This window comes from Klebsiella sp. PK01, assembly GCF_057624675.1.
In genome coordinates this window covers 165,437-178,700 of the sequence record NZ_JBYEZM010000008.1, presented here as the reverse complement: position 1 = coordinate 178,700, position 13,264 = coordinate 165,437, and the positions used below count along the sequence as shown (strand labels likewise).

Below are 13,264 nucleotides of genomic sequence, written 5' to 3'. Positions count from 1 at the left end.
GTCTGGAAGCGGACGGGCAGAACTTCCTGCTGATGCACGCGATGGGCCCGAACGTGGCCGGGGTGATCGGCTCGGCGATCGCCGCCGGGGTGATGCTCAAGTACGTGCTGGCGATGTAGGCGGCGTCCATCCCGGATAGCGGCTTGCGCCTTATCCGGGCTACCCGTCCGCTCCGGTTTGTAACACCGGTAAGCGCAGCGCCACCGGGGAGAGGTTCCCGGATAGCGGCTTGCGCCTTATCCGGGCTACCAAACCAGCGCCCGACTCAATGGCTTTTGAGCGGGCGTTTTTCTGAATTTTTTGGATCTGTGCGCCATCTGCAGGTACCCGGACCGCCAAACGAGGAAACTAGCCATTTAATGTCTATCGGCCCTATGTACACCCGAAAAATAACCCACTGGTTTGCGCGGCGGTCCTTTCAGAACCGCATCTTCCTGCTGATATTATTTACCTCAACTGTCGTCATGCTGGGTATGTCCTGGTATCTAACAGATATTACCGAAGAACGTCTTCATTACCAGGTCGGGCAACGGGCATTGATTCAGGCGATGCAGATTTCAGCAATGCCGGAGCTGGTAGAAGCGGTACAGAAGCGCGATCTCGCCAGAATTAAAGAGCTTATCGACCCCATGCGTTCATTCTCAGACGCCACCTACATCACCGTCGGCGATGCCAACGGACAGCGTCTTTATCACGTCAACCCGGACGAAATCGGTAAATCAATGGAAGGTGGCGATAGCGATGAGGCGCTGTATAACGCCAAAAGCTATGTCTCGGTACGCAAAGGTTCGCTAGGTTCATCATTACGGGGTAAATCGCCGGTGCAGGACGCCACCGGGAAAGTCATCGGCATCGTGTCGGTCGGTTATACCATTGAACAGTTAGAAAACTGGCTCAGCCTGCAGATAAGCTCGCTACTGATCCCGATGGCGATTATCCTGCTATTGCTGCTGTACTGCGCTCGGCGCTTCTCGCTGCATATCAAAAAGCAAATGCTCAATATGGAGCCCCAGCAGCTCTCGCAGCTGCTCATCCAGCAAAGCGTGCTCTTTGAATCGGTGTTTGAAGGGCTCATCGCCATCGACTCAAATTATAAGATAACCGCCATTAATCAGACCGCCCGTCGTCTGCTTAATCTAAGCCAGCCGGAGCCCGTACTGATCGGTAAAAAGATCAGTAGCGTCATTGCGCAAGAGGCCTTCTTCTACGATGCGCCGCATGAGAATAAGAAAGACGCGATCGTCACTTTTAATCAGATCAAAGTGATCGCCAGCCGGATGGCGGTGATCTTAAATAATGCCCCACAAGGTTGGGTCATCAGTTTTCGCAGTAAAGACGATATCAACACCCTCAGTCTGCAGCTCAGCCAGGTACAGCAGTACGCCGATAATCTGCGCGCCGTGCAGCATGAACACCGCAACCTGATCTCGACCATCGCCGGACTGTTGTTTCTTAAACGCTACGATCACGCGCTGGATCTGATTCAGCAACAGTCAGAAAGCCACCAGAAGGTGCTCGATTTTATTGCGCGTAATTTCCAGGATAACCACCTTGCCGGGCTGCTGATCGGTAAATATTATCGGGCCAAAGAGCTTGGTCTTGAACTGGTATTCGACCCCGCCTGCTTCGTCGATATCCTTCCCACCGCGCTTTCTCCCAGCGAATGGATCTCGATCGTAGGGAATCTGCTCGATAACGCCTACAATGCCTCGTTACGCCAGCCGCAGGGATCGAAGCAGATCGAGTGTTTAATAAATAGCGACGGTCATGAACTGATCGTCGAGATCGCCGACCAGGGATGCGGCATTGACGAGACGCTACGCGATCGCATCTTTGAGCGTGGCGTCACCAGTAGCGCCAGCGCCGAGCACGGTATTGGGCTCTGGCTGGTGCGCAGTTACGTAGAACAAGCAGGCGGCACTATCGTCGTCGAAAATAACATTCCCTTTGGCACCATCTTTACCCTTTATATCCCCCTGACCCGAGATGAACATCATGGATAGCATTACTACTCTTATCGTTGAAGACGAACCTATGCTGGCGGAAATCCTGGTGGATACCATCAAACAGTTCCCCCAGTTCAACGTAATCGGCATCGCGGATAAACTGGAAAGCGCGAAAAAGCTGATGCGTCTCTACCAGCCGCAGCTGATCCTGCTGGATAACTTTCTCCCTGACGGCAAGGGGTTGGATCTGATTCGCCACGCTGTCAGCACTAACTACAAAGGGCGAATCATTTTCATTACCGCCGATAATCATATGGAGACCATCAGCGAAGCCCTGCGACTGGGAGTATTCGATTACCTTATTAAGCCCGTACACTATCAACGTTTACAACATACGCTCGAGCGTTTCGCCCGCTACCGCAGCTCATTGCGTTCGAGCGAACAGGCCAGCCAGACCCACGTCGACGCCCTGTTTAATATCCAGGCTCGCGAGCACACTGAACCTGCTGACGCGCCGCTGCGCGGGATCGATGAAAGCACCTTTCACCGCGTGCTGCAGCTGTTCTCCGACCCGGAAGTCGTGCATACCGCCGACTCTCTGGCCCGCATCCTCGGCAGCAGTAAAACCACTGCCCGCCGTTATCTCGAACAAGGCGTTAAAAACGATTTTCTGGAAGCGGAAATCAGTTATGGCAAAGTCGGCCGGCCGGAACGCATTTATCGCGGCAAACATCCCTACCCTGAGCACGTCTGAAACGCTTATTCGAGGGTATAGCTGACGATCATCTGCCCTTTTTTCATTTTCAACTGGCTGATGACGATATTTCCCAACGCCGCCAGACTAGCGACATGGGTACCGCCACAGGGATAAGCTGCCAGTTCGCCGAATCCTACGGCGCGCAGGCCATTAGCGAAGGTGATGCGGCGCGGTAAATCTTGCTTCTGCCACGCGCTCACCTGCGCCAGCAGCGCGCTGGCTTCCGGTAACGCGGCGCCAGCGCCGGCAGCAAACGTAATCCGTCCCTCTCCCGGCCAGTGATGCGCCTTCACCGGTCGCCAGCCGAACTGCTCGCCAGCCAGTCCCAGCAAGTGACCAGCAGAGTGCAAACGGGCATGCCGTTGCCGCACAGGCGCATCAATTCGTAGCTCCACCTCGCCTAACGGCAGCGGCTGAGCGACAATATGCAGGACACTATCGCCGCGCGTCGTGACCGCCATTACGGGCTGCTCATCGATCCAGCCGCGATCGGACGGCTGCCCGCCGCCCTGCGGATGGAACAACGTGCGATCAAGTTCAATGGCATAACCACCATCGGCTTCAGCGCTGCAGCTGATAATTTGTGCGCGCCCTTCGGTGGCGTCGCTGGCGTAATAAACACGTTCAGTCATGATTGTTCTCCTCTCTGTCAGCACAGTATATTGATAATATTGACCGCGATAATGGCCTCCACAACCAATGCACTTTTGCTTTGAGGGCACAAATGAATCTGCACCTTCTCCCCGACCTCGCCCTCTTCGTACAGATTGTCGAACAAGGCAGCTTTTCCGCCGTCGCCCGTCAGAGCGGGATTACGCCATCCGCCGTCAGTCGCAGCGTCTCGCGGCTGGAACAGGAGATGCGCTGCAAACTGTTGCATCGAACCACCCGCAAGCTGCGGCTGAGCGATGCCGGGAAAGCGGTATATGAACATGCGCTGGAAATGCTGGAAGCGGCGCGCCAGGCTATGGACTGCGCCGGAAGTACCCAGACGGTAGCGCAGGGTAAACTCACGCTGAGCGTACCAAAAGCCGTCGGGCGCTTTGTCATTCATCCGCTAATGATCGACTTTTTCAACCGTTATCCGCAGGTTGACGTTTGTTTACGTTTAGAAGATCGCGATCTCGACTTTATTGATGACGGCATCGATCTCGCGCTGCGTATTACCCATACCCCTTCCCCTGGACTGCATGGCAAACCGCTGATGCCGATCGTTCATGTCATCTGCGCCACTAAAGAGTACTTACAGCGCCACGGAATGCCGCGTACCCCGCAGGATCTGCGCGCGCATAGCTGTATCAGTCTTGGCGAAACGCCCGCCGACGCGCGTTGGAAATTTCGCCGCGAAGGCAAAAACGAAACGGTGCAGACGTACGGACGCTACGCCGCTAACCACACAGCGGTGCGTCTTGATGCGGTTAAACAGCATCTGGGGATTGGCAGTCTGCCACTGTTTACCGCCCGTGAAGCGCTGGCAAAGGGTGAAATCGTGCAGGTGCTGGCGGAGTGGGAGTTTATCAGCAGCTACTCTGGCAATCTGTGGCTGTTATGGGCGGGGCATAAGCATATGCCCGCCAGAATGCGGGCAATGATTGATTTTCTTAGCGAGACGGTTCCGGCGCTGAACGCAGGCAGCACATTGCCAAAGATAAAATAATAAACACCGGGAAAACGATCCCCGGTAAAAACCAGAAACCAGAGCGGCCAATATCATGCATCCGGCGAAAACCTACCGCCAATATTGGGATAATCATCGGTAAATGAAGCACAAAAGCCAACGGGAAGAGAAACAGACTCAAAACGCCATACCGGTAGTCATAAAGCGTAGCCAGATACCAGATGAGTAAAGGGGTTGCCACAATCAGGGCGTTGATAAGAAAAAATGACCAGAACTCACGGCGGTCAGAGCGTCCAACGAAATTAAAAGCCTGTTTCCAGCCTTTAAGATAGGCCTGTCCATAGGTCATGATATTCTCTCCATGAGAACGAATTAATGACAGCGGGGCACATCGGAGCCCCCTTCAAACCAAACACTCCTTAGCCTAAACAACGCTTCAGCATAATTTAATGTGCTGGCACAAGAAACGACATATTAATGTTGAAAAGATTGCTGGCAGAGAAACACTGCCAGCATGACCAGATATTAATTAGCGAGGATTAATTGATTTCTATTATAATTAATAAGACCACCGGCCTTAATAATCTCCTGCTCCGACGAGGTTAATTTCTCCATATAAAGCGTTATCTGCTTCACAGGTCGATTATCGCTGACTACAAAAGCGGTGATATCACTAAACTCACCGGTTAGTGCGCTTTTTATTGCCGGGATATAGATAAAATCGCCGACCTCGAAATCAGGCGCCTCTTTCATCTGCAGCGGCAGCATCCCCCAGTTAATCACGTTGGAACGATAGCGCTTGGTCGCATACTCCTGGCTAATATTGGCCAGCCCGCCAAGCACGCGCTGGCAGCTAGCGGCCTGCTCTCGCGCTGAGCCATCACCGGGTTTGACCGCATAGATCATGCTACCTATCTCAGTCTGTGCCGCGCTAATATTTTCCTGACCCGGTAGCAGACGTATCTGGGAAAATATATTTTCCAGCTGTGGATTTAAACGGCAAAGATCTTCACCCTTAACGCGTTGTTGCTCCATAACGGCAATTTTTTTAGCCCGCCCCACATACTGCGGATCGCGACGGGAGAGCGTAAATTCCGCCAGCCCCAGGGGGTTCGAACGAAACGATGATGTTTCCCCTGACGGTATCAGCTCGTCGGTAGTCGTTACCGGATCCATTATCTTTGCGGCGACCACTAACAGAACATTATCCGTTAATGCATTCATTTCCGGCCAATCTTTTATATTCGGGCCATAGATTAGCGGCTGCTGCGTAGCGCCTTTAACGAATCCCTGATAAACCCGGTTTTTATAGGGGGAAACATCAAATTCATATTCCGGAGCATCATGCCAGCAATCGAGCTCCGCCGCCGAGGTTAACAATCCCCCGTTAGCGGCCGTCGCGGCAATTGAACGCGCGTCCATCAATGCCACCGCCGACATCTGCCCATTTCCCGGCTTGGAACCTTCACGGTTCGGAAAGTTACGCGTCGTATGACGGATACTTAAGCCATTATGCATCGGGGTATCACCGGCGCCGAAGCAAGGACCGCAGAACGCGGTACGAATAATGGCGCCCGCACTCATTAAGTCATTGATCATTCCCTTCTTCGTTAACGCCATCAGCACCGGTTGTGAGGAGGGGTAAACTGAAAGCGAGAAAATATTATCGCCACAGGAGTGATGCCTCAGGGCATTCGCCGCCTGTACGACGTTGACATAGTTTCCCCCGGCGCAACCAGCAATAATGCCCTGCTGAACGCGTAATTTACCGTTCTCTATTTTGTCCAACAGAGACAGCTTCGCGCGTCCCAGCGAGATTTTCTCAGCTTCAATTTCAACCTGGCGTAAAATGTCCGGTAAATTCTGATTAAGTGTATCAATTTCATAGACATTGGCTGGGTGAAACGGTAGCGCAATCATCGGCTTGATGGTACTTAAATCGATTTCGATACAACCATCGTAGTAGGCCATCTCTTTTGCTGACAGCGCACGATAATCTTTCTCTCTACCATGAAGGCGTAAAAAATGCCGCGTCTCTTCATCGGTCTGCCAGATAGAGGATAAGCAGGTCGTCTCAGTAGTCATGACATCAATACTGTTTCGATAGTCGGTCGACATACTGGCCACGCCGGGACCAACGAATTCCATCACTTTGTTCTTCACATAACCGTTTTTGAATACCGCGCCGATTAATGCCAGCGCAATATCCTGAGGGCCAACGCCAGCGGCAGGTTTGCCAGTTAAATACACCGCGACGACATCGGGATAATCAATATCCCAGGTGTTTCCCAGCAGTTGTTTAACTAGCTCACCGCCGCCTTCACCGACGGCCATCGTCCCCAGCGCGCCATAACGCGTATGACTATCCGATCCCAGTATCATTTGGCCGCTACCAGCCATCATTTCACGCATATACTGGTGAATAACCGAAATATGTGGCGGAACGTAAATCCCGCCATATTTCTGCGCGGAAGTGAGACCAAAAATATGATCGTCGCTGTTAATGGTTCCTCCCACCGCACAAAGTGAATTGTGGCAGTTGGTTAAAACATACGGCAATGGAAAGCGGGTCATGCCGGAGGCTTTTGCCGTCTGGATGATGCCAACAAAGGTAAGGTCATGGGAGGTCATAGAATCAAATTTAATTTTTAATTTCTGTTCATCTCCCGAGTGGCTATGAGATGACAAAATTGACCATGCTATGGTTCCCTTTCGTGCAATCTCTTTGGCGACAGGATTGGCGCATTCCTGTTCTGGGATAATCCCATGCTGATGGGATAAATATACCCCACTATCATGTAATTTAATCATGACTTGTGTCCTTCAGATAGATTAAATAATTAGGCGATGCTTTTATCCGTATTATTACGAATAGAAAGGAAAAAATATCGGCAGTAAAATAAAGCTCACCACCACAGATATAATAATCAGCGGTAATCCGACCCTGACATAATCCATAAACCGATATCCTCCGGCGGAAAAAATCATCATATTCGCCGGCGTCCCCACCGGGGTCGCATAAGCACATGAACAACCAATGACAATAGCCATTAGCACCGCTCGCGGATCGGCCCCCATGGAATTCGCAATAGACAGACCAATAGGAATCAGCAAGGCCGCTGTTGCGGTATTCGACATGAAGTTCGTTAATACACAGGATATGATTAACACAGCACTTAACAGTAAGAACGGCGAAGCCTGTTGACCCAGCAGATCGATAATAGAACGGGCCATGATTTCACCCGCGCCAGTGGTTTCGAGTGCTTTCGCTAAAGCTAAAGTACCGCCAAACAGAAAAATCGTCTGTGAGTCAATTGACTGGTAGGCCTGTTTTTCAGTAATCACTCGCGTAATAACCAAAAATAAGGCGCCAATTGAACCAATAATTGCAATTGGCAAACCAATGACGCTCTCAAAAATCATGCCCAGTACGGTAAATACCAACACTAAAACCGCAATAACTTGCTTATATTTAGGACAGTCAACTTTCCTTCTCTTTTCTGCTTTTCCCTCGGTACGCACAGATTGTGCCGGTAACAATTTATAACCTATTGTCAAAAAGTAGATGATCCCGCAAAGCAGCATAGGGATACCCAGTTTGGCATACTCGAAAAAACCGAAGCGTTGCCCGACTTGTTCCAGCGCCGACTGGGCGATCAAATTACCCGGCGAGCCAATAAGCGATAAGTTTCCACCCAGCGCCGACGCAAACGCTAATGGCATCAACAAACGAGATTGCGCATAGCCAGACTTCACCGCGGCGCCGATAACTACGGGGATCAGTACCGCGGCCGTTCCCGTGTTAGACAGAAAGCCGGAGAGTATTCCGCAAACCAACATGATAATAACGATGAGTTGCTTCTCCGAGCGTGCGTAACGGGTAACTATTCCTCCAATTTTATCTGTGACGCCAGTTTCGAATAAGGCGCCGCCAACCACAAACATGGCGACAAATAAAATGACATTCTGGTTAATAAACCCCGAGAAGGCCGTTTTCACATCAAACACGCCGGTTACGACCAGGACAATGCATACGATCATCGCGGTCGCCGCCAGCGGGATCTTCTCCCAAATAAACATCACAATTGAAAATAACAATAGTGACAATGTAATTGTTACTGGAGACATAAAAATGCGACACTCCATTTAGCGTTTTTAAAATATATCCTTGTTCCATGAACGCAGATTATAAAAAAGGTCAAAATCAAGATTTAATTTATTAGATTACCTTCCAGTACATTAATAACTCCCACCACCATACCCCGATGGTGATATGCAGGATGAACGTCAGCAGCGCCAATATACCGCCGACAATCCACCACGATTTAATATCATTATAACCAACGCCAAATATCACCGGGCCAGCGGCCCCGCCATAATGGGTGACCATACCGCCATACGAATTACTAAACAGCAGGGCTAATGCGGTTAACATCACTGGCGCACCGGAAACATTCGCCAACATAGCGAAGACCGGGACCATCGCCACAATATAAGCGCTGCCGGAGGCGAAGAAATAACGCACTAATATACTTAATGCTACGATAACGACAAAAGCCAGCGTGCTATGAGTGCCAAACGATATATTGTCCTTCAGCAATTCAGCTAACCACAAGAAAAAGCCCACTTTAGATAATAGTGAACTCAAGCCAATGATCCCGCCGTACCAAATCAGGGTATTCCATCCCCCTTTATTTTTTATCACATCATCCCAGGTGACGATTTTTAACACCAGCATCAATGCCATGACACAAATAGCTACCGTTGATTCGTTAACGCCAAGCGACTTACTAAATACCCAACCGGCTAATGCCATGACAAACAGGCAGGAGAGCATTTTTTCACGTAAGGTCATCGGCCCTAAAGACTCAAGACCCTCTTTGGCAATTGCCTTATTATCCACTTTCTTTAACTCTGGTGGATATAACTTATAGGTAATGAGCGGTGTTAATAACAGCATAATAATGCCAGGTAATATTCCGGCTAATGCCCATCCGCCCCAGCTCAATTTGATATGACAAATATCTTCAATCATTTTGAGCGCCAGTATATTCCCAGCCATTGCGGTAAAGAACATATAACTGGTCGTTTTGGTAACCATATAGACGTTAATCATCAAATAATGGCCAACGCGTTTTGCCGTATGCTCCGGTTCCGAGCCTAACGCAACAGCCACGCTATTGATGATAGGTAAGACGATACCGCCGGCGCGAGCCGTATTCGACGGTGTCGCGGGGGAAAGGATGAGATCAAGAAAGGCGGTAACATAGCCTAAGCCAAGCGTGGTACTCCCTATCTTGCCAATAAGAATATAAGCAATCCGCTTACCTAAACCAGTAATAACAAAGGCAGCACTTAAGGTAAACGCTGAGAAAACCAGCCAGGTAGTTCCCGATGCATAGCCACTTAATACACTCGATGATTTTATTACGCCATCACCTAAATTACCAATAACGACCATTGATGTGGCGACAGCGACTAACAATATTACCGGTTCAGAAAACGGCTTAATAACCAAACCAACAATCGCCGCCAGATAAATCCCTGATAGCACCCAAGCCAGTTTGGTCAATCCCGCTGGAGCCGGAAATAGACTAATAAGCAATGGGATGGCGACAAGCACTAATAGCTTGCATACTGTTTTTTTATCCATTTCGATCCCTTACCTGAATAAAATTATAGAAGAACACTGATTAAGTTATTCAGGGAGATAAACCATGCCAGAAAGAATCTTACGTGCGGTACGAATAACCGATGCGCGAATATTTTCAGGATTTCCATTCGCGTTACTTAAGTTCACCTCAATGCTGCCGCTAGGGTGTTCAACGCTAATTAATCCTTCACCAGACATTCGCGTAAGCTCATTAACCACGGTGTCGGCGATAACACAAGAACTCGCCAGACCGATAGCACCCGTAATCGCCAGAGACTTATGGCAGCTGTGGGGCATGAAATAACGCACGCTCATTGTTCCGCCGTGTTGCGGTGGAGCAACCAGTACCGGTTTAGGTATAACCATGTTGGATACATCGCCAAACCCCATTGCCGCGCCAGCTTGTTGACGTATAGATTCAAGACGCTGGAAAAATGCACTGTCCTTGTCTAATTCAGCAGCAGATTCATATCCGGTTTTACCGAGACTGTGTGCAGGGATAATCACCATCGGCATCGCCATATCAATACACGTGACGCGAATATCATCAAAAATATCGACCCGGTTACCGGTGGGGAAAAGTTGGCCCGACTTCGCCCCGGCGGCGTTTAGAAATGTCAGAGCAACGGGAGCCGCCTGCCCGGGAACGCCATCAATATGGGTATTCCCTTCATAAACGACCTGGCCGTTCGGTGTTTGAATGTCAGCATCGACAAAGGTATTGGTATTTACGTTTCTGATACGCACCCGCGTTACCGGTGAACTCGCCGCGATGAGACCTTTTTCGATAGCAAATCCACCTACCGCGCACAGCATATTACCGCAATTAGGCGTGGTATCGACCCGCCGTTCATTGACAATGACCTGCACAAATAAATAGTCAATGTCTGCTTGTGGGCTGGACGATTGACTGACAATAGCCACTTTACTGGTTTGCGGGCTACCACCGCCAATACCATCAATTTCCAGTTCATGGCCTGAACCCATGATGGTTAATAACGCCTCATCACGTTTTTGAATATCTTCAGGTAGATCATCCGCTAAAAGGAAAGCCCCTTTTGACGTTCCTCCACGCATGAGAACACACGGAATTTGTTTCATAACACGCTCCTTACAAATATAGAAGAAAAAGAATAAATAAACGGGGCGTGAATTTAATGAACTTAATGTATTTAAAGTTTTTTATTTACTTTATTATTCATTAATCGCACAACCGTTCACCATCTGATTCTACTTGCAAGGCGGATAGTGATTGATAAAATATGAAAATAAGACTTATACCTACAAAACATTAATAATAACTATCGGCACGGTAATAATTAACAAGGCCATTCTACATATTAATAATTCATCTCAGATTACGGAGTAACAATGAACAATGAACTATCCGGTATGAAAGCCTTTGTCACTGTTGCCGAACTGGGTTCATTTAGCAAAGCCGCTGAAGTACTTAACCTGACGCAACCCGCCCTAACCCGAAAAATACAGAAAATAGAAAGTAATCTTAATACCCCGCTTTTCGAACGAACCACCCGAAAAATCATGCTCACCCAGGCAGGACAAATGCTTCTTCCTAAAGCGAAATCACTGATTGCCAGCCTAGATGCCGCCATTTTCAACATCAGCAATCTGACTTCGAATGTGCATGATACGGTAACGCTTTCTTGTATCCCGACGGCGGTATTTTATTTTTTACCACGTGCTATCGTTCAATTTAATCAGCGCTATCCCCACATCAAAGTTCGAATTTATGAACAAGGTATAGAAAATTGCATGACTTCGGTGAGAAAAGGCGAAGTCGATTTTGGAATAAATATGAACTTCATCACACATCCCGACATCGAATTTAGCCCGCTGGTCAACGAACCCTTCGTGCTGGCTTGCCGGCAGGATCATCCGCTCGCCAGTAAAAAATTAGTGGAATGGCGCGAGCTCGTCTCGCAGAGATTAATAGGCGTCAGACGCTCAAGCGGTAATCGGCAACTTATTGAAAGTTGCCTGCAGGATAAACCGTGGAGGTTAGATTGGTTTTACGAAGTCAGACATTTATCCACCTCTCTGGGTCTGGTCGAGGCGGGGCTTGGCATATCGGCTCTGCCCTGCCTGGCCATGCCGCATCACGCTAACAGCGCTGTCGTCAGCGTGCCGCTGGTTGAACCGGTCATCAGGCGCACGCTTGGTATGATTCGCGTTAAAAACCGTCCTCTTTCCGCGGCGGCTGAACGCTTCGCTTCATTATTGCTACTCATGTGGACGGATGAAGCGAGCGAGTTATGGTGTAATGTGGTCGATTCACACTAGCTTTACCTGTCACGGCGCGAGAGCGAAAACCTCCGCCGCCCAACGTTGAAAACCAGTGATATCCAAATCCAGCGCCACTTGGGCGTTGGCCGGTTGTCCCAAACGCCCTTCGATATCCACCACGGTGGTGCCGGCCGTCCAGGTCCCCTGCGTCTCCACCGCTACAAAGCAGGGTTTGAGCGTAAATAGATCCGGGCGAACCAACCACGCGATAGCGCAGAGATCGTGCATTCTCAGGCCGCCGCTCATACTGCCGCTGCGATAGTGGCTAAACAGCGCATGAAGCATTTTACCGGTTTGATTGAGCGTCGGCAGGGTTGCCAGATAGTCCGCACTCAGCAGCGCCTTATTGGTGACATCCAGTCCGCACATCACAATGTCCAACCCACTCTGGAAGACTTTCGCGGCGGCTTCCGGATCGATGGCGATATTAAACTCGGCGTTAGGGGTAAAGTTGCCGCGACCGGCCGAGCCGCCCATCAGCACCAGTCGACGAATATTAAACAGGCACTCAGGATACTGCGTAATCAGCAGAGCAATATTGGTTAGCGGGCCGATGGCCACCAGTGTCACGGGTTCCGGCGCGTGCATCAGCGCATCGCGAATTGCCTGAAAAGCCGGTTTAGCCAGCGGCTGGCGGTTATGCTCGACGAAATCATAGCCCTCCATGCCGGATTCGCCGTGCACCGAGGCGGCATCGCGCAGCGGACGCACCAGCGGCATCGATGCCCCTTGCGCCAGTGGTACATCAGCATTCCAGAAATGCAGCAACTGCAGCGCATTGCGGGTCGTCTTCTCCACCGAGACATTACCCGCGACCGTCGTCATGAGTTGCAAATCCAGCTGCGGTGAGAAGAGCGCGGCGGCGATCGCCGCCGCGTCGTCAATACCCGGATCGGTGTCGAGAATAATCGGTAAGCGCATGGTTTTCTCCCAAAAAAAATGCCAGACGTTAAGTCTGGCATCTTCTCATACTGATGGATGAAAGA

General features: G+C 50.1%; 12 protein-coding genes. 5 read left to right on the top strand and 7 right to left on the bottom strand.

What is annotated here, in order from left to right; genetic code table 11:
* The 3 genes from AC22LX_RS22010 to citB all read left to right on the top strand — a co-directional run.
* Window positions 1-119 (top strand): sodium ion-translocating decarboxylase subunit beta (locus AC22LX_RS22010; protein WP_141097055.1); only part of this gene is annotated, 119 nt, incomplete at its 5' end.
* A 255-nt stretch (window positions 120-374) separates the two neighbouring features.
* The gene (citA, locus tag AC22LX_RS22005; RefSeq protein ID WP_045395770.1) at window positions 375-2,003 is read left to right on the top strand and encodes a citrate sensor histidine kinase CitA; all 1,629 of its coding nucleotides are present in this window, start codon (window positions 375-377) and stop codon (window positions 2,001-2,003) included.
* On the top strand, window positions 1,996-2,700 hold the full coding sequence (gene citB, locus AC22LX_RS22000) for a citrate response regulator transcription factor CitB (RefSeq protein ID WP_045395773.1): 705 nt from the start codon (window positions 1,996-1,998) through the stop codon (window positions 2,698-2,700). Before citA ends, citB begins: the two co-directional genes overlap by 8 nt.
* Before the next feature lie 5 nt (window positions 2,701-2,705).
* On the opposite strand, the gene AC22LX_RS21995 is transcribed toward citB, so the two are convergent.
* Window positions 2,706-3,335, bottom strand: a complete 630-nt coding sequence (locus AC22LX_RS21995) for an alanyl-tRNA editing protein (RefSeq protein ID WP_063413960.1) — start codon at window positions 3,333-3,335, stop codon at window positions 2,706-2,708.
* A gap of 92 nt (window positions 3,336-3,427) precedes the next feature.
* Between AC22LX_RS21995 and AC22LX_RS21990 the strand changes: the two genes are divergently transcribed.
* Window positions 3,428-4,360 carry a LysR family transcriptional regulator gene (locus AC22LX_RS21990; RefSeq protein WP_047077990.1) on the top strand — a complete coding sequence of 311 codons (933 nt, stop codon included), beginning with the start codon at window positions 3,428-3,430 and terminating at the stop codon, window positions 4,358-4,360.
* Here AC22LX_RS21990 and AC22LX_RS21985 read toward each other — a convergent pair.
* From AC22LX_RS21985 to AC22LX_RS21965, 5 genes are all read right to left on the bottom strand, one after another.
* Window positions 4,305-4,670 (bottom strand): DUF805 domain-containing protein, encoded by a 366-nt coding sequence (locus tag AC22LX_RS21985; RefSeq protein WP_047050152.1) that lies wholly within the window; start codon window positions 4,668-4,670, stop codon window positions 4,305-4,307. The genes AC22LX_RS21990 and AC22LX_RS21985 overlap by 56 nt on opposite strands.
* Window positions 4,671-4,846: 176 nt before the next feature.
* On the bottom strand, window positions 4,847-7,132 hold the full coding sequence (locus AC22LX_RS21980; protein ID WP_045395784.1) for a hydratase: 2,286 nt from the start codon (window positions 7,130-7,132) through the stop codon (window positions 4,847-4,849).
* Between the two features lie 54 nt (window positions 7,133-7,186).
* On the bottom strand, window positions 7,187-8,449 hold the full coding sequence (locus AC22LX_RS21975; RefSeq protein WP_045395787.1) for an SLC13 family permease: 1,263 nt from the start codon (window positions 8,447-8,449) through the stop codon (window positions 7,187-7,189).
* Between the two features lie 91 nt (window positions 8,450-8,540).
* A complete protein-coding gene (locus AC22LX_RS21970) occupies window positions 8,541-9,974 on the bottom strand; it encodes an anion permease (RefSeq protein WP_045395790.1) in 1,434 nt (477 codons plus the stop codon).
* 45 nt (window positions 9,975-10,019) lie between these two features.
* On the bottom strand, window positions 10,020-11,075 hold the full coding sequence (locus AC22LX_RS21965) for a 4-oxalomesaconate tautomerase (protein WP_045395792.1): 1,056 nt from the start codon (window positions 11,073-11,075) through the stop codon (window positions 10,020-10,022).
* 270 nt (window positions 11,076-11,345) lie between these two features.
* On the opposite strand from AC22LX_RS21965, the gene AC22LX_RS21960 reads away from it, so the two are divergent.
* Window positions 11,346-12,275, top strand: coding sequence for a LysR family transcriptional regulator (locus AC22LX_RS21960; RefSeq protein ID WP_045395794.1), 930 nt, complete (start codon window positions 11,346-11,348; stop codon window positions 12,273-12,275).
* Between the two features lie 9 nt (window positions 12,276-12,284).
* Here AC22LX_RS21960 and rihC read toward each other — a convergent pair whose 3' ends face one another.
* Complete coding sequence (gene rihC / locus AC22LX_RS21955) at window positions 12,285-13,199, bottom strand: ribonucleoside hydrolase RihC (RefSeq protein ID WP_045395797.1); 915 nt, start codon at window positions 13,197-13,199, stop codon at window positions 12,285-12,287.
* Between the last annotated feature and the right edge of the window lie 65 nt (window positions 13,200-13,264).

Bases quoted from the DNA above. Each gene is read 5' to 3' on its own strand.
- citA (WP_045395770.1), top strand. From the start codon at position 375: ATGTACACCCGAAAAATAACCCACTGGTTTGCGCGGCGGTCCTTTCAG.
- rihC (WP_045395797.1), bottom strand. From the start codon at position 13,199: ATGCGCTTACCGATTATTCTCGACACCGATCCGGGTATTGACGACGCG.
- AC22LX_RS21960 (WP_045395794.1), top strand. From the start codon at position 11,346: ATGAACAATGAACTATCCGGTATGAAAGCCTTTGTCACTGTTGCCGAA.
- citB (WP_045395773.1), top strand. From the start codon at position 1,996: ATGGATAGCATTACTACTCTTATCGTTGAAGACGAACCTATGCTGGCG.
- AC22LX_RS21995 (WP_063413960.1), bottom strand. From the start codon at position 3,335: ATGACTGAACGTGTTTATTACGCCAGCGACGCCACCGAAGGGCGCGCA.
- AC22LX_RS21970 (WP_045395790.1), bottom strand. From the start codon at position 9,974: ATGGATAAAAAAACAGTATGCAAGCTATTAGTGCTTGTCGCCATCCCA.
- AC22LX_RS21980 (WP_045395784.1), bottom strand. From the start codon at position 7,132: ATGATTAAATTACATGATAGTGGGGTATATTTATCCCATCAGCATGGG.
- AC22LX_RS21985 (WP_047050152.1), bottom strand. From the start codon at position 4,670: ATGACCTATGGACAGGCCTATCTTAAAGGCTGGAAACAGGCTTTTAAT.
- AC22LX_RS21990 (WP_047077990.1), top strand. From the start codon at position 3,428: ATGAATCTGCACCTTCTCCCCGACCTCGCCCTCTTCGTACAGATTGTC.
- AC22LX_RS21965 (WP_045395792.1), bottom strand. From the start codon at position 11,075: ATGAAACAAATTCCGTGTGTTCTCATGCGTGGAGGAACGTCAAAAGGG.
- AC22LX_RS21975 (WP_045395787.1), bottom strand. From the start codon at position 8,449: ATGTCTCCAGTAACAATTACATTGTCACTATTGTTATTTTCAATTGTG.